Origin of the sequence: Megalodesulfovibrio gigas DSM 1382 = ATCC 19364, assembly GCF_000468495.1 — a bacterium.
GTDB classification, from domain to species: Bacteria; Desulfobacterota; Desulfovibrionia; order Desulfovibrionales; family Desulfovibrionaceae; genus Megalodesulfovibrio; species Megalodesulfovibrio gigas.
The window spans coordinates 427,761-446,343 of record NC_022444.1 but is presented as its reverse complement, the minus strand read 5'-3'; the positions used below and the strand labels follow the sequence as shown (position 1 = coordinate 446,343).

Sequence of the window (18,583 nt, the reverse complement as noted above, 5' to 3'; positions counted from 1 at the left end):
TGGCTATTCCGGCGGCGGGTAGGCATTGGGCGGGATGGGCAGGGGGGTGACCGGTGCGGCGGGCCCGGCTGGTGCGGCGGGTTCTTTCGGCGTCTCGCGTTTCGGGGGCGATGCCTTGGGCGCGGCAGCCTTGGTGGTCGCCGGTGCGGGGCGGACAGGCTCGGACGGTGCCGGCGTGGCGTTGGCCGCGGGATCAGCGGCGGCAGCCGGGGCCGGGGCCGGGGCAGCAGCCGGGGTAGCAGCCGGCGTCTTCTGCGGTTCCGGCTCCTTTTTCACAAAGGCTTCGGGCACGGCCGTGCGGGCCGGCACCTGGCGCGAGACGTACAGGGCGGTGTCCATGACGTTGACAGTCGCCTGGACCTTCCATTTTTTCGCCAGGGCAGCGGCGGCCTTGGCCGCGGCAGGGTAGGAGTCGTACGTGCCGGCATGGACCACAATGCGTGGCGGCGCGCCAGCCTCGTGCAGGGGGATCATGCCGGCAGTCTCCCGGCCGCGGGCCACCAGCTCCGCCAGGGCCTGCCGGGCGGCGGACTCGGTGTCATATGCACCCGTCTGCACGAACAGGGTCACGACAGCCAGATTGACGGGGTCGGCGCTGCCGCCAGGAGTGACGACAAGGGGCATCCTGCTTTTTTGGGCCAGCGCGTCCTGCGCTGCCAGGGCCTGCAGCAGGGAATCGAAGATGTCCAGCCGTACGGCGAACACGCTGCTGCCATTGTCGGCCAGGGCCTCGAAAAGGTAGGGATTGAGGCCGCGTTTGCGCAGGGTGTCCGCCAGCACGCGGGCCGGTTGTTCATGGTCGAACCGTTCGGCCATGATGGCGAACTGCGCGCCTTGCGGGGCCGCTGCGGCGGGGCAGGGCCGCCATGCCCACGCGAGGACGGCGAGGCAGCCGAGGCCAAGGGCACATGCCAAGCCACCCCGCGCCATCCGGACGATGTGAAATCCCTGCGTGCGCATTAATCCACCCCCCGACCCGGGTACATCCTGAATGACGACACTGGGGGATTGTTAAAAAAAGACTAGAAAATAGCAAGCTTTTTGCCGGCGCAGCACAACAAAAACTGCAGTTTGTCAAATCCCCTGCTGTTGGTGTACGGTGCCGCCACCCCGGGAGGCGCATTCTGCCTGCCGCCATGCCCGCGCTTCCCTCACGGAGAGCATATGCACCCCATCGATTGGAACGAGTCCCTTCATATTGGCGTTGCCACCATCGACGAACAGCACGGCCGCCTCACGGACACCATCAATGCCCTGCTGCTGGCCTACATGCAAGGACAGGAGCGGGAGGTGCTTGCCGGCATCATCAACGAACTGCACGACTATGCCCACACGCATTTCGCCACGGAAGAATCCTTGATGCGGCGGTTTGATGGGCAATACAGTGAGCTGACCATCCATCTGCAGCAGCACACCATGTTTTTTACCAGGATTGTGGATTTCCTGCTGGAATACGTCGGCGATCCTCAGGGTGAACTCACGCCCGAGGTGCTGGACTTCCTGACCGACTGGTGGAAAACTCACGTGACCGGCATTGACGCCCGGTTTGGAAAATTTTTGAATCAGCAAGGCATTCAATAACGACTTCCTTGTCATTTCGACCGGGGCGGCGCCGTCCCGGTCGCAACCGCCTCTCAAGGAGCACACAGGCATGGGCGCACAGCAATTCGTCGTGGCCGTGGCCGGCGCCACGGGCGCCGTTGGCAGAGAAATGCTCAAGATTCTGGAAGAGCGCGACTTCCCCGCATCCAAGGTCATCGCCTTGGCGTCCTCCCGGTCCGCGGGCAGCACCGTGCCGTTCAAAAACACGGAACTCCTGGTGGAAGAGCTCACCGAAGCCTCCTTCCAGGGAGTGGATATCGCCCTGTTCTCCGCCGGCGGGAGCACGTCCGAAAAATTTGCGCCGTATGCCGCCGCCGCTGGCTGCGTGGTGGTGGATAACTCCAGCGCCTGGCGCATGGACGACCGTTGCCCCCTGGTGGTGCCGGAAGTGAATCCGGACGACCTGGACTGGCACAACGGCATCATCGCCAATCCCAACTGCTCCACCATCCAGATGGTGGTGGCCCTCAAGCCCCTGCACGATGCCGCCACCATCACCCGCGTGGTGGTCTCCACGTATCAGGCTGTGTCCGGCACCGGGCAGAAGGCCATTGAGGAACTGGAGCGCCAGGTGCGCGGTCTGATGGGCGGCCAGGAGGTGGAGAACAAGGTCTACCCGCACCGCATCGCCTTCAACGTCCTGCCGCAGATCGACGTCTTCCTGGAGAATGAATACACCAAGGAAGAAATGAAAATGGTGCACGAAACCAAGAAGATCATGGGGGATGACTCCATCCGCGTCACTGCCACGGCTGTGCGCGTGCCGGTCTTCTTCGGCCATTCGGAATCCGTGAACATCGAAACGGCAAAGAAGCTCACCGCCAAGGAAGCCCGGGCTGTGCTCGCCCAGGCCCCCGGCGTGCGCGTGCTGGACAACCCTGGCGAGAAGATCTACCCCATGCCCATCAATGCCGGCGGCATGGACGACACCTACGTGGGCCGCATCCGCGAGGACGACACCATCGAAAACGGCCTCAATCTTTGGGTGGTGGCGGACAACCTGCGCAAGGGCGCGGCCCTGAACGCCGTGCAGATCGCCGAAACCCTGGCCGCCCGCGGCCTGGTGCGCGTGCAGGACAGGAACGTGTTCGAAACGAAGTAATCCGGGCGCGTCGAGCTGCTCCCCAACACGGGAAACAGCCCCGGCCCGCCTTGCTTGCTGCAATCAAACCCTAGTTTGAGATGGAAAGACGCGAGGGGAACACATCAACACGATGCCCCTCGCTTTTTCCGTTCTCGCGGAGATGTCTCATGGACGTGCTCGACAGTCAGGCGTTTCTGGAACGATTGGTCGGCCAGCCCAGGCCCGGCAGCCAGAACTATCTGGCCTGCTACAACCACCAGGTTCGCGCCTGCACCACGGATCCGGCCCTCATGCTCCTGCCCCTGGACGATCACCTTGTCCACCGGGGCGACGGGCTCTTTGAAACCCTCAAGTGGGAAGACGGCCGGCTCTATCAGCTGGAGCCCCACGTGGGCCGGCTCTCCCGCGGTGCGGCGGCCATCCACCTGAATCCGCCCTGCCCGTGGGAGGAAATCGCCTCCCTGACCGTGGAAACCGCCCGTCTGGCCAATCGGCCCCATGGCTACGTGCGCATTCTGCTGGGCCGCGGCGTGGGCGGCTTTGGCATCGACATGGCCGAATGTCCCGTCGCCTCCCTGTTCATCATCACCTATGCGTACACGCCCAAGCCCGAGAGCTTCTACGACAAGGGCGTCACCGCGGCCAAGGTCTCCACGCCGGCCAAGCAGGGCTGGTTTGCGCGCATCAAGTCCACGGACTACCTGCCCAACGCCCTGATGAAGCGCGAGGCCAAGGCCCTGGGCGCGGATTTTGCCATCTGTTTTGATGAACACGGCTACCTGGCCGAGGGCGCCACCGAGAACATCTGCATGGTGGACCGGCACGGCAAGCTGGTGATTCCCGAGTTTGACCGTGCCCTGGCCGGCACCACGGTGGTGCGTGCCGTGGAGCTCATCAGCAACGAGGTTCCGGTGCTCCGCCGGCCCGTGCACGAGGATGAGCTGCTGGAGGCCAGGGAGCTGCTGGTGGTGGGCACCACCTGGGACGCCATCGGCATTGTGCGCTACAACGACAAGCCCGTGCACGACGTGCGGCCCGGCCCGATCACCCGCCGCATGCGCGAACTGCTGCGTCAGGATTTGCGGCAGGAAGGCGTGCTGGTCTACGAGGGATAAGCGGAAGCAGGTTCGGGGGAACGCAGCGGTATCGAACGCAGTTCCCCCGATTTTTTTCATTCGCCAGGCAGGCAAAAAGGGGCCAGGGGGATTTTCTCCCTGGAGAACCAGTCTTGTGCCTTGGAGGAACGCAATGGCGCACGGGTCCAAAAAGGTCATCATCGCGGCGTTGCTGGGCAACACGGCCATCGCCGTGACCAAGTTCATCGCCGCGAGCATCAGCGGCAGCGCGGCCATGCTCAGCGAGGGCGTGCACTCCCTGGTGGACTGCGGCAACCAGTTGCTGCTGCTCCACGGCCTCAAACGCGCCGCCCGTCCGGCAGACGCACAGTTCCCCTATGGCTATGGCAAGGAAGTGTATTTCTGGAGCTTTGTGGTGGCCATCTCCATTTTCGGCCTTGGCGCCGGGGTGTCCATCTATGAAGGCATCCACCATCTGCTGCACCCCAAACCGGTGGAAAGCCCCTGGCTGAGCTATCTGGTGCTGGCGGCGTCCCTTGGCTTTGAAGGCTATTCCTGCAGCGTGGCCGTGCGGGAGTTCCGCAAGACCAAGGGCAGCGTCGGCTGGCTCACGGCCGTGCGCGCCAGCAAGGATCCGGCCATTTTTGTGGTGCTGTTTGAGGATGTTGCCGCCATGGCTGGCCTGCTGGTGGCCCTGGCCGGCATTGCCCTGGGCCATGCCACGGGCAATCCGTATTTCGATGGCATCGCAGCCGTGTGCATCGGGCTGCTGCTGGCTGGCGCGGCGGTGTTCCTGGCCTTCGAGACCAAGGGGCTGCTCATCGGCGAGGCTGCGGATCCCGGCGTGGTGGCCGTGCTGCATCGTCTGGCGGCGGCGCGACCAGAGCTGGCCGGCATCTCGGAGATCTCCACCATGCACATGGGGCCGGACACGGTGCTGGTGACCATCAGCGCGGATTTTCACGACGATATCCCCGCCGGCCGCGTGGAGGAAATCGTCTGCGAGCTGGATGCCAGCATCAAGGCCCAGGTCCCTGCGGTCAAACGGCTGTATGTGCAGGCGCAGAAATGCCCGCTGCCGACGCAGGGCTAGAGCAGGTTACACTTGAAAAAGGACAGTGCGAGNCTCGCGCTCTCCCCTTCCAAAACTTTTATAATACTTTGTCATTCTAACGAAAGTCTTTGAGAAGGGGGGTCGGGGGAAGAGCCTTTCTTGAGAAAGGTTTTTCCCCGAGAACTTCTTTCAAAGGTAACTTGCTCTAGAGCAGTTTACTCTTGAAAAAGCATATGCGAGAGGGGAAACCTTTTGGAAAGGGTGCGCCCGCCTGCCAAGCTGGTGTCCGAAGGAAGGATGTCCGGGCCCGTATCAGGCCACTTGGCTGATGCCCACCACTTTCCACATGCCGAGGGGGGCCCCTTCGGCGGAAAGCTCGCGGCCGAAGTGCCAGATTTCTTCGATGGTGTACGGCGGCTTGTCGTTCTTGCTCATGCGCACCCGGAAGCGCACGCTGGCCACCTCGCGATCACGTTCCGGCTCAATATCCAGGAAGGCGGCGTCCAGGGTGAGGATGGTGGCATGGGAGGGCGCAGGGTCCTTGGCGGCCAGTGCCTGCAGGTTGTTGAAGACCTGATCGTCCACAAACTCGCGGATGTCTGCCAGGTCGCGGGCGTCCCAGCTTTCCTGGATGCGGGCATAGACCATGCGCGCGCCCTGCAGGAATTCTTCGGGATCGAAGCCTTGGCTGCCGGCTTTGCGGGATGCAGCGGCGGTGTCGCCGTTGCGCGGCGAGGGGGCGGAGCGCAGGGAATCCCACATGGCCTGGGCGCGGCGGTAGGCCTCGCTGGCTTCGCGGGGGGTGGGTTCCGTGTCTGGGGACTCAGGCCCGGACGCCGAGCCGGGCGCAGCAGGCGGCGCCTGATACCTGGAGGGCGGCCGCAGATCGCCGGGGGAGGGCCGGCCATCGCGCCTGGGCGGCGTGGTGCTGTCGTCGGAGCCGGACCCGTCGTCGGCGTCGTCGCGGGGCCTGGCGAACAGGAACCAGGCCATGACGAGCAGCAGGATGATCCAGATTATGTCGCCCATGGCGTCACACGGGAGCTGCAGGTGGCGGCGGTTGGGTGCATCGGCCTACTGAATCAGGCCCAGATTGCGCAGCAGGTGGATGAAGAGCTGCCGATCGATGGGTTTGGGAATGTAGGAGGTGGCGCCGCCTTTGTAGTAGGCTTCCACCACGTTTTTGGGGTCGTCCAGGGCAGTGGTCATCACGACTTTCACTTCATCGGAAGCGCGTACCCCCATGGTGCGTTCAATGGCGCGGATCTGCTTGAGGGCTTCCTGGCCGTCCATTTCGGGCATCATGATGTCCATGCACACCAGATCATACGGCTTGGCGCTGTTCAATGCGTTCTGAAAGGCTTCCACCGCCTCGCGCCCGTTCACGGCAGCATCGCAGTCACCGTAGGGAGACAGGATGGTTTGCATGAGTTTTCGGCTGGTAAAGTCGTCTTCCACGATGAGCACGCGCATGCTGAATCTCCTGGCGTCTGCACGAGGACGCGACGCAAAGTGCTGTAGGACAACAAGGAATGACTTGGATCGTATCCAAAAAATCGAGGAAAGCAACGATTTTTTTGACGCGGTGAACAAAAAAACAAGGGCGCGCCATGCGTGTGCACAGCGCGCCCTTGAGGGAGCCGGGCGCCCAACAGCGTCTGTTGCCGCTGCTCCCTTTCGGGTCTGACGGGGTTGGCAGCGCCATTGCCGCCCAGCTCCCTGAAAAATCAGGATGGCGGAGAGGGAGAGATTTGAACTCTCGGTACCCTTTCGGGTACACACGATTTCCAGTCGTGCACCTTCGGCCGCTCGGTCACCTCTCCGCGGGAAGAGGGTTGATAGCGCATTCGGTCGCGGGTGGCAAGCAGTTTTTTTGTGCACGGCGCAAGGCGATGATGCGGCAGGATTGACCCCTCCCGCGGAGTGTGCCACAGACGGACAACGTGTTATTGTGATGCGAAACGGTGCACACCGCACCTGCCTGTGGGAGGGCGACATGATGAAACCGTTGCTGTTGTCTTTGGCGCTGCTGCTGGCCTGTTCGGGCGACGTGCTGGCCAAGGGCTTCAACTGCGTGGATCTCCCCTTTGGTGAGCGACTTGCAACGCTGAATGCGGAGCAGCACTTCATCAAGTATATGGAGAAAGAGGGAGTCGCCTATTACAACTATGTCGGCCCCTGCCATCTGGAACAGCAGCAGAAGCTGAATCTGGCCATTGCCTACGCCTTTGTGGACGAAAAGCTGTACGCCAGGATCATCACCATTGTCAGCAATGCCGAGGCCAAGGCAGACAAGGCGCTCATCGTCAAGAACCTCAGCGCCGAACTGGACGCCACCCCCGCAAAGGAATATGCGGAAGGCGACTGGCACGTCTATGCCTGGAACATTACGGACAAGCAGCTGAAGTTCAAGCTGAAGTTCAACAATAAAACAACGATGTCCAAATCTGCGTTCTATTATGCGCCGCTCAAGCCCGCACAGGACGACGACGCCCTGCTGCCGGTGCCGCAGTAGCCGTCGTCCTGCGCGGCGGCATTGGGCGCTTGTCAACTGTCGGCTGGAATTGTACAGAACGGCTGTTCCCGGGTTCAACAACCATACATCTGCTTCGGAGACTGCATGCGCCGTCTGCTCTGCCTCGTGTTGCTTTGTCTGCTCGCCCTGCCTGCCGCCTGCGACTCCCCCGCCCCCGCGGGCAAGAATGCCGCTGCCGATGAGGTGGCCGTCAAGGAAGACTTCAGGGAGTGGTTGCGCGACGCCATCAAGGACGATCCGGCGATGATCATGGATGTGTTGGCTGCGAACAACGAAACCGTGTTCCATATTGTGGACGAGGGCTTCCGCGTGGCGCAGAACAAGGCCCAGCTGGCCCAGCGGCTCAACCAGCTGGAGCAGGGCATCATGCCCAGGCTGGATGACTCCCGCCCGTCCATCGGGCCGGATAACGCCACTATTACGGTAGTGGAATTTTCCGATTTTCAGTGCCCGTACTGCAGCCAGGCCGCCCGGACACTGGAGCTGCTGCAGTTGAAGTATGCCGATTCGATGCGCGTGTTCTTCAAGCACATGCCCCTTTCGTCCCATCAGCATGCCCAGAGCGCGGCGGCCCTGTTCGAGGCGGCTTCCCTGCAGGACGAAGCCAAGGCCTGGGAGCTGTACCACCGCTATTTCCAGGGGCAGGAGCAGATCAAGGACGGCGGCATGGATTGGCTGCTGGGGCAGGCCCGCGAGGTGGGGCTGGATGTGGACCGCCTCAATCAGGACGCCGCCAGCAACAGGGTGCTCACGCGCATCAAGGAAGACGTGGAGGATGCCCAGCGCTTCGGCCTGCAGGGCACGCCGTCCTTCATCATCAATGGCGTGACCGTGAGTGGGGCCCTGAGCCTGGAGGAATTCACGGCGCTGGTGGAATTCGTGTTGCAGAACGATCCGCGACTGCAGCCGGGCGCAACGCCGCCGCAGTAAGCGGCAGGCCGGCGCTGCCTTAGAGCATTTTGATTTTGAAAAAACATTGCGAGAGGGGAAACCTTTTTGCAAAAGGTTNAGGTTTTCCCCCGAGAGTTCTTTTCAAAAACAACGTACTCTAGCGGCAGCGCCGGGCGCGTACCATGCGGTGCGCCATGCCGGGCAGTACCCCAGCGAGGCAGCCCAGGATGTTGGCGGCCATGTCCTGGAGGGCGAAGGCCCTGGACGGGATGAACAGTTGCGCCAGCTCCGTGGCCACGCCCAGCAGTACCAGCACCAGGACGGCCAGGCCCAGATCCAGCCACGACGCGAACTGGTACGGCAGCCCCACCGCCAGCATGGCAAAGGCCAGAAAGTGCAGGGCTTCGTCCAGCATGATATTGCCGAACAGGTTGATCTGATACGGGAACTGCCACGGCGCCAGGGAGAAGGCTGCGTACACTGCCACCCCGGCAAACCAGAAGGCGTAAAACGCGCGCCACCGGGGACGTCGGGCGGTGCCGTTTTCGTTCACTCGGCGTCCTTGTTGCGGTTGGATTGCCGGTTCTTTTCCGCACGTTTCTCCGCCCGCCGGGCCAGGGTGAGGCCGGCAAAAAAACCGCCCAGCATGCCCCAGGCCGCGCCACGGCCCATGTCCACCATGCCCAGGAGCGAGGCGAACACGCCAAGCGAGCCGCCAATCATAATCCCGCGTACAATGTGATTGATTCCCATGACGTTCCCGTACGTTCAAGGTTGCAGTATCTTGCGAGAGCATTACGCATTTTTTGCGCTACTGCGAAATCTCGCATGGCTGGTGCCTGCTGTCAATGATGGCACGCGCCAGCCACGCCGGGCTCGTTGGGTGCGAAGTATCACGCTGCATGGAGCGGGCGATGGCGAACTTTTTTTGCAAAAAGGTTCGCCTCTCTCGCGCGTTCCCCGTCCAAAAATTTGAGAGCGACCTTGAATCACAATAACAGTCTTTGGAAAGGGGGTTCGGNCCCCGAGAGTTCTTTTCAAAACAACGTGCTCTAGAAAGGTTTTCCCCCGAGACTAGCTGCCAAGGGCGCGGGCCTGGGCGTGGCGCACCAGCTGGGCGACGTCCAGAATCAGGGAGATGCCGCCATCGCCGCTCACGGTGGCTCCGGAAAGCCATTTGAGGTGGCTGTAGATATCCGCCAGGGGTTTGATGACCGCCTGCTGCCGGCCCACCACGGCATCCACGGCAAGGCCCACCTGCTTGCCATCGCTGGAGACGATGATCACCCGCTCGAATTCCGGCTGATCGCCCGGGATTTCCAGCAGGGCGCGCAGGCTGATGCAGCTGATGAGATGGCCCATGCGCTCGATGGCGTCCACCTCCCGCACGGTATCCGGCTGCACGGTGCGTTCCTGACAGGCTTCCACATGGGCCAGGGGGATGATGTAGGATTCCTTGCCCACCACCACATGCAGGCCGTCGATGATGGCCAGGGTCAGGGGCAGGCGGATGCGCAACGTGGAGCCCTGACCGGGGACGCTGTCCATGGTCACGGTGCCGCGCAGGGCGTCGATGCTCTGCTTGACCACGTCCATGCCCACGCCGCGGCCGGACAGGTTGGAGACCTGGGCTGCGGTGGAAAAGCCGGGTAGAAAAAGCAGGTTGCAGATTTCCGGATAGGAAAGCTCGGCCTCGGGGGCAATCAGGCCCCGCTCCACCGCCTTGGCGTGCACGGCTGCAGCATTGACGCCGGCGCCATCGTCGGACACCTGGATGACCACCTCGCCGCTTTCGTGCCAGGCCGCCAGACGCACCACGCCCTTGGGGGGCTTGCCGGCTGCGTGGCGGATGGCCGCGGCTTCAATGCCATGGTCCACGGCATTGCGCAGTATGTGCATGAGGGGATCTTTCAGGCGGTCGATGACGGTCTTGTCCATTTCCGTCTCTTCCCCTTCGGTGAGCAGCTCCACTTCCTTGTTGGTAAGGCTCCCGGCATCGCGTACCAGCCGCCGCAACGCACCGACAACACTACCGATGGGCAGCATGCGCAGGCCCAGGGCGGTATCGCGCAGTTCGTCGGCAAGGCGCTCCAGATCTTCGGCAATGCGGTAGACGGGGGAGTCTGCCGCCATCCACCGGGTGGCCTGGGTGAGCCGCGATTGCAGGATCACCAGCTCGCCCACCATGTTCACCAGATGGTCAAGGCGTTGGGAATCCACCCGGATGCCGCTGTGGACGGGTTCCTGCTGCCGGGCCGGGGCGGCAGGGGGCGGGGCGGCGTCTGGCGCGGCGGCAGTACGGAAGCCCAGCAGGGTATGATGCTGGGCGGCCAGGGCGGCCTGGATTTCCCGGGGCGGGTGCTGCCAGAGGCTGTGCAGGGTGTCGGCAAAGGCGTCCAGGTCGGCATCGCGCACCTGGCCCGGCCCCACGGGGTGGATCTGGGCCACGGCGTCATCCTCGAAAATGAAGATGTCGCGCAGGGGGTCGATCCCGTGAGGGGAGAGCACCAGCACATCCCACCAGCAATGGATGGTGTCCGGCTCCAGGGCCGCCAGGGGGGGCACGTCGTCGTCGTGGCAGAACAGGCGCGTCTTGCCCAAGGCCTGGACCTCATCCAGGAGCATGAGCGGCTGCACGCCGGAAAAGAACGCCTGGGCTGCGGGACGGTACCGCAACCAGCACACGCCCGGCTGGCCGGTGGGGCTGGGGCCGGCCGGCGGCGGCGCGACAGGTGCGGCGGATGGGGCAGGTGCGGCGGATGATGGCGCGCTGCCCAGAAAGGGCCTGAAGGCGGCGATGATGGCGTCGGACGCGGCAATGCCGGCCGGTTCGCCGGCGGGGTCCTGGCGCAGCAGTGTCAGCAGGTGGTCCTTGGCCTGGAAGGTCAGGCTCACCAGCTCGCTGTTGGCCTGGATTTCCCGGCTGCGCACCTTGTCGAACACCGTTTCGATATCATGGGTGAAGCGGGCGATCTCCGAATATCCGAACATGCCGCCGGAGCCCTTGATGGTGTGCATGGTGCGAAAAATGCCGGCAATGCATTCCGTATCCTCGGGATTCTGATCCAGGCGCAGGAGCAGATCTTCCAGGTTTTCGAGGAGCTCCTGGGCCTCGTCGAGGTAGGCCTGGTACGGGTCCATGGCTGGCATATGGCGCTCCTCAGCAGCTGGCGCCCGGCGCCGCGACAATGGCGGCCCAGTTGGTGACGCAGGCGGCGCGGGACAGGTGGGGCGGCAGATCCGCAGTCAGGGTCAGGAGTCGGCCGGACTCCTCGCAGCTGCGTTTCAGGGCCGTCAGCAGTTGAAAAAACGAGAGATCCGCTTCGACCACGTTCTTGAAGCTGCAGCGTATTTCACCGCCCCGGGCCAGGGCCTCCAGCAGCATGGCCTTGATGTCCTGGGCATGCTCCACGATACAGCGCTTGGGAAACACAATATCCATACTCCCCCCTATGTCCGTGCAATCAACGTGGTGCGGGCGGCGCGGCGAGGCGGACGCGCTCCAGCTCCTCGGGCGCAAACACCTTGTGCTCGTCCAGCAGCAGCAGGAAGCCGCCTTTGTGCCGGGCCACCCCTTTCAGGAAGTCGCTGCGCACCTGTGCCCCCATGAGCGGTGGCGGCTCGATCTGGCTTTCCTCCAGCTCCAGCACTTCCTTCACCGAATCCGCCAGGACGCCGATGAGCAGCGGGTGCTTGTCCTGGGGCAGCTCCAGAATGATGATGCGCGTGAGAATGGTGCGCTCCGTGCGGCCCATGCCGAACTGCTGCTTGAGATCCACCACGGTGACGGCGTTGCCCCGCAGGTTGACCACGCCCCGGATGAAGGACGGCATGTGCGGAATGCGGGTGATTTCGCAAAAATCAAGAATTTCCCGCGCACTGGTGATATCCACCGCAAAGAGTTCACCACCGAGGGTGAAGGCGAGGTATTTGCTCGTGGCGACGACGCTCATGGACCCCCCCCGGGTATATGACCGAAGATCAGGATGACGCCGGATCCCCGGGCGCGCGCTGCAGGCTTTCCCGCGGTGCGCGCCCGGGCACGGCACCGTCAGTAACGTTCGAACGCGTCGTCCGTGGGGTCGTTGTCGCTCAGGTCCAGCACGATTTTCTTGGCGGCGCCCTTGTTTTTGGAATCTGCCCTGGAGTCGGGGCGCTGCCCCTTGCCCGCCGGCAGGCTCCTGGGCGCAGGGCCGCTCTTCACGGCAAGCTGGTCCTGGTCTTCCACAAAGAAGAAGGCGATGCCCTGCTGCAACTGCACGGCCTGGGCGCTCATTTCCTCGGCGGTGGAGGCGAATTCTTCCGCGGCGGTGGTGTTCTGCTGGGTCACCTGATCCAGCTGCTCCAGGGCAACGGCCACCTGCCGGGCGCCCATGTTCTGCTCCTGGCATGCCGCGGCGATTTCCTGCACCAGACCGGCGGTTTTCTGGATGTCCGGCACCAGCTTGTCCAGCAGCACGCCGGCTTTTTCCGCAACGCCCGTGCTGTTCGCGGCCAGTTCGGTAATCTGGGCGGCTGCCACCTGGCTGCGCTCCGCCAGCTTGCGCACTTCCGAGGCCACCACGGCAAAGCCGCGGCCGGCGTCGCCGGCCCGGGCCGCCTCGATGGCGGCATTGAGGGCCAGCAGGTCCGTCTGTCGGGCGATTTCTTCGATGATGGAGATTTTGCTGACGATTTCCTTCATCGCCGCCACGGTCTGGCACACGGCCTGGCCGGATTCCCGGGCATCCTGGGCGGCCTTGAGGGCGATGGATTCCGTCTGGGTGGCATTGTCCGCGTTCTGGGAAATGGAGGCGCTCATCTCGTTCATGGAGGCGGAACATTCCTCCACCGAGGCTGCCTGCTCCGTGGCGCCCTGGGACAACTGCTGCGAAGAGGCGCTCATCTCCTGGCTGCCTGCGGCCACGTTTTCCGCACCGCCCTTGACTTCCCGGAGCACATCGGCAAGCCGGTTCACCATTTCACCCAGGGACTGCATGAGCGTATCCTGGGCATCGCGCTTCACCACAGACACATGCAGATTGCCCTGGCTCAATTCCTGGGCGATGGTCGCCACGCGTTTTTCCGCTTCCACCAGACCCGCGAGCGCCAGGATCAAGGCATCCTTTTCCGAGCGGGGCTGAATGGTCTGATCGATCCTGCCGATGGCAAGACCCTGGGCCAGCGTCACGATGCCGCGTTCCGCCTCCACCAGCTTGCGCAGGGAATGGATCATGGCGTCCTGGTCCGACCGGGCGACAGCCTCGACATTCAGGTCGCCTTCCGCCAGCTTGCTGACGATGCCTTCCACTTTTTTGGAGGCGTCCACCATATCGCGCATGGTCGCATACACGCTGCCTTCAGGGGCCTGATCGTTGAACCGCAGGGAAAGATCGCCGATGGCCACCCGCCGGGCAATGCCGGCGATGTCGTCCGGCTCGCCGCCCAGGCTGCGGTTGATGCCCCGGATGATGAACCATGCCATGAAGGACCCGAACAGGATCATGACCCCGGAGAGGACGGCAATCAAGATGATGGATTTCGTGTAGATGGTCCGCGAGTCGATTTCCCGCAACTCGGCGTATTTCAGGCTGAGCTCCGTCAGCTCGTTGATGGCTTCCCGCATGATCTCAAACTGGCGGTTGGCCTCGCCGATGCTCAGCTCCTCCGCCATCAGACGGTCCGTGGAGCTGCCTTGCCTGCATGCCTCCATGACCCGTTTGGAGGTCTCCTTCCAGATGGCGAAGTCCTTTTCGAACCGGTCGATGATGGCCTTTTCCTCTGGCGTCTCGGCCAGGGTCTTGAATTTGTTGAACCGATCCCGTGCCTGCTGCAGGTTCGTCTCGTATGCCTTCACGAGGGATTCAAAGGTCTTGGTGCCCGCGTCGGAAAACACCATGGACCGCTCGGCCACCAGCAACTGGTGCAGGTCACGGTCTGCTTCGAGGAGGGTGATGATGCCAGGCAGGAAGCGGGCATAGAGCGCGCCAAGGTCGCCACTGATGGCCTTTGCCGCGTAGTAGCCCGTGAACCCGACGACGGCCAGGGACAAGATGATGATCGCATAGCTGGAAATGAGTCTGAAGCTCAGGCGGCTTGTCATTCTCTTGCGCATCTTGGCCTCCTCGGGGGCAGTGTTCAACACTCTGTAACTAATTGTTTTTTTATCAATTCGCCAGCAGACCCTGGCCCAAAGGGGGAGTACAGGGCGCATGGGGAAGATGCGGCCGCTCCTGCGCGCCATCTGGCGCGGTAAGGCGTCTGTCCCTTGGGCAGTGTGTGAATGTCCCCCCGTAGCATGCTGGCAAACCACTATACATCCATTTGGGGAGAGTAGTCAAAGAATGCTTGTGACTGGGGGGACAACGGGAGCCCTGGGGGCAGCCGTCCGACTGCCAGTGTCACGTCCCCGAAATAAGACGATGTTTCCATCATCGTATTTCGGGGAGGACCGTCCGNGGCTCCGGGGCCGCCTTGCAGCGGCCCAGTGTTGCGTCTTCTATATATGGACATATTTTGAGGACGCAACACTCGCCGTCATGCCGGGGGGCAACTGTGTTGCGCCGTTGTGCTGCAGACACCTCTTGCAGCGATGTACCGCCGGCACAATCGGTCCTGGTGATGTTGAATGTCGTTGCCAGCCAGAAGCTGGACACGCGGTCCAATCTTTGGCATAAGTTTGTATCCCGCTTAATTTGCGCATATTTTCTGGCAGGAGAGGAGCATGCATCAGGTGAAGAGCAATCGGGCTATGGGCCGGAATCCGGAGGAGGGCAGGGGAAGGGTCATGGCCTTGGCGGCGTGCCTGATGGCGATGTGCCTGGCCGCGGCGGTGCTGGCCGGCTGTGCCGAGAAGCACGCGTCCGGACCGGATGCGATTGCCGAGCCCGGCCCGTCTGGCCCGTCTGGCCTGTCTGGCCTGTCTGGCCTGTCTGCCCCGTCCGGGGGGCCGATCAACGCCCGTACCATCCACCAGGAGGTGCGGCAGGCCATTGCAGCGTTGGTTCAGGCCAAAAACGCCCGGGACGTGCGGGGCATCCTGGCCTGCTACGATGTTGAGGCCCGGGTGATGACCTGGGTTCCTGATCAGGAGCGCGACGTGCTGGCGCCCCTGGCGGTGTTCCGGGATTTGCTGCCCGGCAAGGTCCAGGGCTGGGCCGAACACGACAGGCGGCACGAGTTGCTGGCGGTGGAAGAGCCCACGCTGCACGGCAGGGAGATCTGGTGTGTCTATACCGTGCGGATAACCGAAGGCCAGGGGGAAGGGGCAGGGCAGGTGCAGGCGCGGTTCACCACGCGGCTGGTGCATCAGGCCGGCCGCTGGCTGGTGGTGGAAGAGCGCTACAGCAAGGTGGAATGAGGCAGATTCAACGCCTCGGGGGAAACCTTTTTGCAAAAGGTTCTCCCCTCTCGCGCTCTCCCCTTCCAAAANGAGAGGGGAAACCTTTTTGCAGAAAGGTTTTCCCCCGAGAACTCCTTTCAAAGATACCTTGCTCTAGGCTCTGGCGTGGCCGGCGGCGTAGACGCGGTCCAGGATGACCTTGCCGCCGGCGGCGAGCACGGTGTCGGCCAGGGCCAGGCCCAGGGCGAAGGCCTGATGCGCCGGGCCTTCGGTGCTGCGGCGGATGGTTTCGCCGGTGTCCGGATCGGCCACCAGACCTTCAAGGCGCACGGTTTTGCCGTCCAGCACGCCATGGGCGGCAATGGGCACCTGGCAGCCGCCGTTGAGCCCGGTGAGGAAGCCGCGTTCGGCCTCCACGGTGATGCGCGTGGGGGGGTGATCCATGAATCCAAGATATTCCAGCAGATCGGCGCGATCCTGACAGTATTCGATCCCCAACGCCCCCTGGCCCACGGCGGGGAGGAAGTGCGGGGGCCCCAGCTCCTGCATGTGCGGGGCCTTGAGGCCCAGGCGGCGCATGCCGGCCGTGGCCATGACAATGGCGGCGAACTCCCCGGCCAGGAGCTTGTTCAGGCGGGTGTCCACATTGCCGCGCAGGTGCTCCAGCTGCAGATCCGGCCGCAGGGCCCTGAGCTGGCACTGCCGGCGCAGGCTGGAGGTGCCCACCACCGCACCCAGGGGCAGGCTTTCCAGGGTGGGCCAGTGCACGCTGAGCAGGCAGTCCGTCACCAGCTCCCGCGGCGGCACAATGCCCAGCACCAGCCCTTCGGGCAGCTCCACGGGCACGTCTTTCATGGAGTGCACGGCCAGATCGGCCCGGCCATCCAGCAGGGCATCTTCGATTTCCTTGACGAACAGGCCCTTGCCGCCCACCTTGGCCAGGGGGACATCCAGAATCTTGTCGCCCTTGGTCTTGAGGATCAGCAGTTCCACGGCCACGGCGTTGCCGTGGCGCAGTTCCAGCTGGGACTTGATGTGGTTGGCCTGCCAGAGGGCGAGCTTGGAGCCGCGGGTGGCGATGACGAGTCGTTGCATCGGCATCCCGGCTACTTGCAGGTGGCGCAGCTGCCGCCGCTGCAGCTTGCGCAGGCGCTGCGCGAGGAGGGGCCGGCTGCGGGCGCCGGGATGGCCTGGTCCTTGTACGGGAAGGGGCTCGGCCCGGTCTTGAACCGGCAGCAGCTCATGAGCTTTTCCGTCTCGGTGCTGCCGCACTTGGGGCAGGGCACGGCGGCATCGTCCTTGAAAACCAGTTCCTCGAATTCACGGCCGCACTGGCCGCAACGGTATTCAAAAATCGGCATGACACTCTCCTCTGACATGTATTCGCACGGTTCCCCGCGGCAGTCGCGCCGCGTCCGGCGGGGAACGGGTTACGGCCGGGGGGCGTTGCTGGACAGGTACGGTTCCAGCTCCAGCACGGCTTCGAACAGAAAATAATCCACCAGCCGGCACAGGCAATGGCCCACGGCGATGTGCACTTCCTGGATGAGGGCAGTGATGTTGGACGGCACGGCCACCAGATAATCGCACAGGGGGGCCATCTCCCCGCCGCTTTCGCCGGAAAATCCCACGGTGAGGCAGCGCTTGTCCCGGGCGGCCTTGAGGGCGTGGATCACGTTGGCGCTGTTGCCCGAGGTGGAGAAGGCCAGCAGCACATCCCCGGCGCCGGCCAGGGCCTGGACCTGCTTTTTGAAGACGAGTTCGTAGCCGTAGTCGTTGCCGATGGCCGTGAGGATGGACGTATCCGTGGTCAGGGCCAGGGCAGGCAGGGGCGGCCGTTCCATCTGATAGCGGTTCACCCATTCGGCGGCCAGATGCTGGGCGTCCGCCGCGCTGCCACCGTTGCCGCAGAGCAGGATCTTGCCGCCTTCGGCAAGGCGCAGGGCGATATGCCGGGAAATATCCACCACCAACTGGGCGTGGCCGTGGAAGAAGTCGGCGCGCAGCATGGCGCCGTCCTGGCCATGGGTGAGAACAAGGGAAAGGGCTTTTTCGGACATGGCGGCTTCTCCTCGCCGCAAGGGCGGCAGACGAATGGCGATCCTTATCGTAAGCGCCGGCGTCTGGCAATGGCGGGCCGTCGCGTCAGGCGGTCTGCACCAGGACGCCGGCGTAGCCCACCACTTGTGCGTAGTCGCCGCTCACCTGGCCGGAGGTGGTGTACTCCACCAGCACCGGCGGCGCGGCGTCCAGCTCCCGGGCGATTGCCAGGCCCAGGGTCATGGGCAGCACCCCGCACATGCTGATGCGCTCGCGCCGCACCGTGGCATGCAGGCCTTCGGGATCCAGGGCCAGCACCCGGTCCAGGGCCTTGCGATCCTGGGCGGCGGCGAGGTCCTGGGGCAGGTAGTGGCTCATGTCGGAACTGACAACAATGCTCACCGGCTCCGGCCACGCGCGCAGCACGCCGGCCATGGCATGCGCCACGGCCAGCAGCGGCCCCAGGGCGGGTTCAGCCACGGCCACGGGCACAATGCGGCAGGCAGGATTGGCCTGCAGCAGGAACGGCAGCAGCACTTCCAGGGAATGTTCGCCGCGGTGGGCGGTGGCGTCCGGCGTCAGGCGGGGGGCTGCATGCAGCAGGGCCTGGGCCAGGGGCGCATCCACGGGCACGTCGCCGGTGGGAATGCGCCAGCTGCCGTCGGGCCAGAGGGCCAGTGCCGCGCCCTGGCCGGTGTGGTTGGGCCCCAGGAGCAGCAGGGTGTCTGCCAGGGCGGCGGCGCCGATGGTCTTGCCGGCCACGTCGCCGGAGTAGACAAAGCCGGCATGGGGCACCATGGCCAGCAGGGTGCGTCCGGGCAGGGCCTGCCCGGTTTCGCGCAGGGCCTGCCCGAGGGCGAGCCGGGTCTGCACATCCTGGCGCAGACGGTCTGGGGAAAGCTCATAGAATCTGCCGGCGACGACGGGAGTGCGATGCAGGGGCGCTGCGGTGGGGGTGGACATGGCGTGAATCTCCTGT

20 protein-coding genes, 1 tRNA gene and 1 other RNA gene are annotated in these 18,583 nt (G+C 63.9%); 7 read left to right on the top strand and 15 right to left on the bottom strand.

Annotated elements, in window-relative coordinates; all coding sequences use genetic code 11:
• Positions 1 to 3: 3 nt before the first annotated feature.
• Complete coding sequence (locus DGI_RS01960; RefSeq protein WP_158407275.1) at positions 4 to 915, bottom strand: SPOR domain-containing protein; 912 nt, start codon at positions 913 to 915, stop codon at positions 4 to 6.
• A 249-nt stretch (positions 916 to 1,164) separates the two neighbouring features.
• Between DGI_RS01960 and DGI_RS01955 the strand changes: the two genes are divergently transcribed.
• The 4 genes from DGI_RS01955 (at position 1,165) to DGI_RS01940 (ending at position 4,855) form a co-directional block, all read left to right on the top strand.
• Positions 1,165 to 1,581, top strand: a complete 417-nt coding sequence (locus tag DGI_RS01955) for a bacteriohemerythrin (RefSeq protein ID WP_027192947.1) — start codon at positions 1,165 to 1,167, stop codon at positions 1,579 to 1,581.
• Positions 1,582 to 1,651: 70 nt separating this feature from the next.
• Positions 1,652 to 2,704 (top strand): aspartate-semialdehyde dehydrogenase, encoded by a 1,053-nt coding sequence (locus DGI_RS01950; RefSeq protein WP_021758953.1) that lies wholly within the window; start codon positions 1,652 to 1,654, stop codon positions 2,702 to 2,704.
• A gap of 149 nt (positions 2,705 to 2,853) precedes the next feature.
• Positions 2,854 to 3,801 (top strand): aminotransferase class IV, encoded by a 948-nt coding sequence (locus tag DGI_RS01945; protein WP_021758952.1) that lies wholly within the window; start codon positions 2,854 to 2,856, stop codon positions 3,799 to 3,801.
• A gap of 133 nt (positions 3,802 to 3,934) precedes the next feature.
• Positions 3,935 to 4,855, top strand: coding sequence for a cation diffusion facilitator family transporter (locus DGI_RS01940; RefSeq protein WP_021758951.1), 921 nt, complete (start codon positions 3,935 to 3,937; stop codon positions 4,853 to 4,855).
• 273 nt (positions 4,856 to 5,128) lie between these two features.
• On the opposite strand, the gene DGI_RS16765 is transcribed toward DGI_RS01940, so the two are convergent.
• The 4 genes from DGI_RS16765 to DGI_RS01925 all read right to left on the bottom strand — a co-directional run bounded on the left by DGI_RS16765 (position 5,129) and on the right by DGI_RS01925 (position 6,639).
• Positions 5,129 to 5,845 (bottom strand): Tim44 domain-containing protein, encoded by a 717-nt coding sequence (locus tag DGI_RS16765; RefSeq protein WP_021758950.1) that lies wholly within the window; start codon positions 5,843 to 5,845, stop codon positions 5,129 to 5,131.
• A 45-nt stretch (positions 5,846 to 5,890) separates the two neighbouring features.
• The gene (locus DGI_RS01930) at positions 5,891 to 6,289 is read right to left on the bottom strand and encodes a response regulator (RefSeq protein WP_021758949.1); all 399 of its coding nucleotides are present in this window, start codon (positions 6,287 to 6,289) and stop codon (positions 5,891 to 5,893) included.
• Positions 6,290 to 6,444: 155 nt separating this feature from the next.
• An RNA gene (gene ffs / locus DGI_RS17695) (signal recognition particle sRNA small type) lies at positions 6,445 to 6,540 on the bottom strand.
• Between the two features lie 9 nt (positions 6,541 to 6,549).
• Positions 6,550 to 6,639, bottom strand: a tRNA-Ser gene (locus DGI_RS01925).
• 173 nt (positions 6,640 to 6,812) lie between these two features.
• Here DGI_RS01925 and DGI_RS01920 point away from each other — a divergent pair.
• Together DGI_RS01920 and DGI_RS01915 are read left to right on the top strand one after the other, a co-directional pair.
• On the top strand, positions 6,813 to 7,331 hold the full coding sequence (locus DGI_RS01920) for a hypothetical protein (RefSeq protein WP_021758948.1): 519 nt from the start codon (positions 6,813 to 6,815) through the stop codon (positions 7,329 to 7,331).
• A 105-nt stretch (positions 7,332 to 7,436) separates the two neighbouring features.
• Positions 7,437 to 8,282: a DsbA family protein gene (locus DGI_RS01915; RefSeq protein ID WP_021758947.1), complete on the top strand. Its 846-nt coding sequence runs from the start codon at positions 7,437 to 7,439 to the stop codon at positions 8,280 to 8,282.
• A 118-nt stretch (positions 8,283 to 8,400) separates the two neighbouring features.
• Here DGI_RS01915 and DGI_RS16760 read toward each other — a convergent pair whose 3' ends face one another.
• The 6 genes from DGI_RS16760 to DGI_RS01885 all read right to left on the bottom strand — a co-directional run bounded on the left by DGI_RS16760 (position 8,401) and on the right by DGI_RS01885 (position 14,337).
• Positions 8,401 to 8,796 (bottom strand): VanZ family protein, encoded by a 396-nt coding sequence (locus DGI_RS16760; RefSeq protein ID WP_051286357.1) that lies wholly within the window; start codon positions 8,794 to 8,796, stop codon positions 8,401 to 8,403.
• Positions 8,793 to 8,996: a hypothetical protein gene (locus tag DGI_RS01905; RefSeq protein ID WP_021758945.1), complete on the bottom strand. Its 204-nt coding sequence runs from the start codon at positions 8,994 to 8,996 to the stop codon at positions 8,793 to 8,795. Before DGI_RS01905 ends, DGI_RS16760 begins: the two co-directional genes overlap by 4 nt.
• A 321-nt stretch (positions 8,997 to 9,317) precedes the next feature.
• Positions 9,318 to 11,393: a chemotaxis protein CheA gene (locus DGI_RS01900; protein WP_021758944.1), complete on the bottom strand. Its 2,076-nt coding sequence runs from the start codon at positions 11,391 to 11,393 to the stop codon at positions 9,318 to 9,320.
• 10 nt (positions 11,394 to 11,403) lie between these two features.
• A complete protein-coding gene (locus DGI_RS01895) occupies positions 11,404 to 11,685 on the bottom strand; it encodes an STAS domain-containing protein (protein ID WP_021758943.1) in 282 nt (93 codons plus the stop codon).
• A gap of 22 nt (positions 11,686 to 11,707) precedes the next feature.
• On the bottom strand, positions 11,708 to 12,196 hold the full coding sequence (locus DGI_RS01890) for a chemotaxis protein CheW (RefSeq protein ID WP_021758942.1): 489 nt from the start codon (positions 12,194 to 12,196) through the stop codon (positions 11,708 to 11,710).
• A 98-nt stretch (positions 12,197 to 12,294) separates the two neighbouring features.
• Positions 12,295 to 14,337, bottom strand: coding sequence for a HAMP domain-containing methyl-accepting chemotaxis protein (locus DGI_RS01885; protein ID WP_027192949.1), 2,043 nt, complete (start codon positions 14,335 to 14,337; stop codon positions 12,295 to 12,297).
• Between the two features lie 672 nt (positions 14,338 to 15,009).
• On the opposite strand from DGI_RS01885, the gene DGI_RS01880 reads away from it, so the two are divergent.
• Positions 15,010 to 15,582, top strand: a complete 573-nt coding sequence (locus tag DGI_RS01880; protein ID WP_144284086.1) for a Cif family virulence factor — start codon at positions 15,010 to 15,012, stop codon at positions 15,580 to 15,582.
• 135 nt (positions 15,583 to 15,717) lie between these two features.
• Here the strand turns inward: DGI_RS01880 and hemC are convergent, their stop codons facing one another.
• The 4 genes from hemC to amrB form a co-directional block, all read right to left on the bottom strand.
• The gene (hemC, locus tag DGI_RS01875; RefSeq protein ID WP_021758939.1) at positions 15,718 to 16,659 is read right to left on the bottom strand and encodes a hydroxymethylbilane synthase; all 942 of its coding nucleotides are present in this window, start codon (positions 16,657 to 16,659) and stop codon (positions 15,718 to 15,720) included.
• Positions 16,660 to 16,670: 11 nt separating this feature from the next.
• Positions 16,671 to 16,925 carry an FmdB family zinc ribbon protein gene (locus DGI_RS01870; RefSeq protein WP_021758938.1) on the bottom strand — a complete coding sequence of 85 codons (255 nt, stop codon included), beginning with the start codon at positions 16,923 to 16,925 and terminating at the stop codon, positions 16,671 to 16,673.
• Positions 16,926 to 16,994: 69 nt separating this feature from the next.
• Complete coding sequence (locus tag DGI_RS01865; protein WP_021758937.1) at positions 16,995 to 17,624, bottom strand: D-sedoheptulose 7-phosphate isomerase; 630 nt, start codon at positions 17,622 to 17,624, stop codon at positions 16,995 to 16,997.
• 85 nt (positions 17,625 to 17,709) lie between these two features.
• Entirely contained in the window at positions 17,710 to 18,567 is an 858-nt protein-coding gene (amrB, locus tag DGI_RS01860; RefSeq protein WP_021758936.1) for an AmmeMemoRadiSam system protein B, read from the bottom strand.
• Between the last annotated feature and the right edge of the window lie 16 nt (positions 18,568 to 18,583).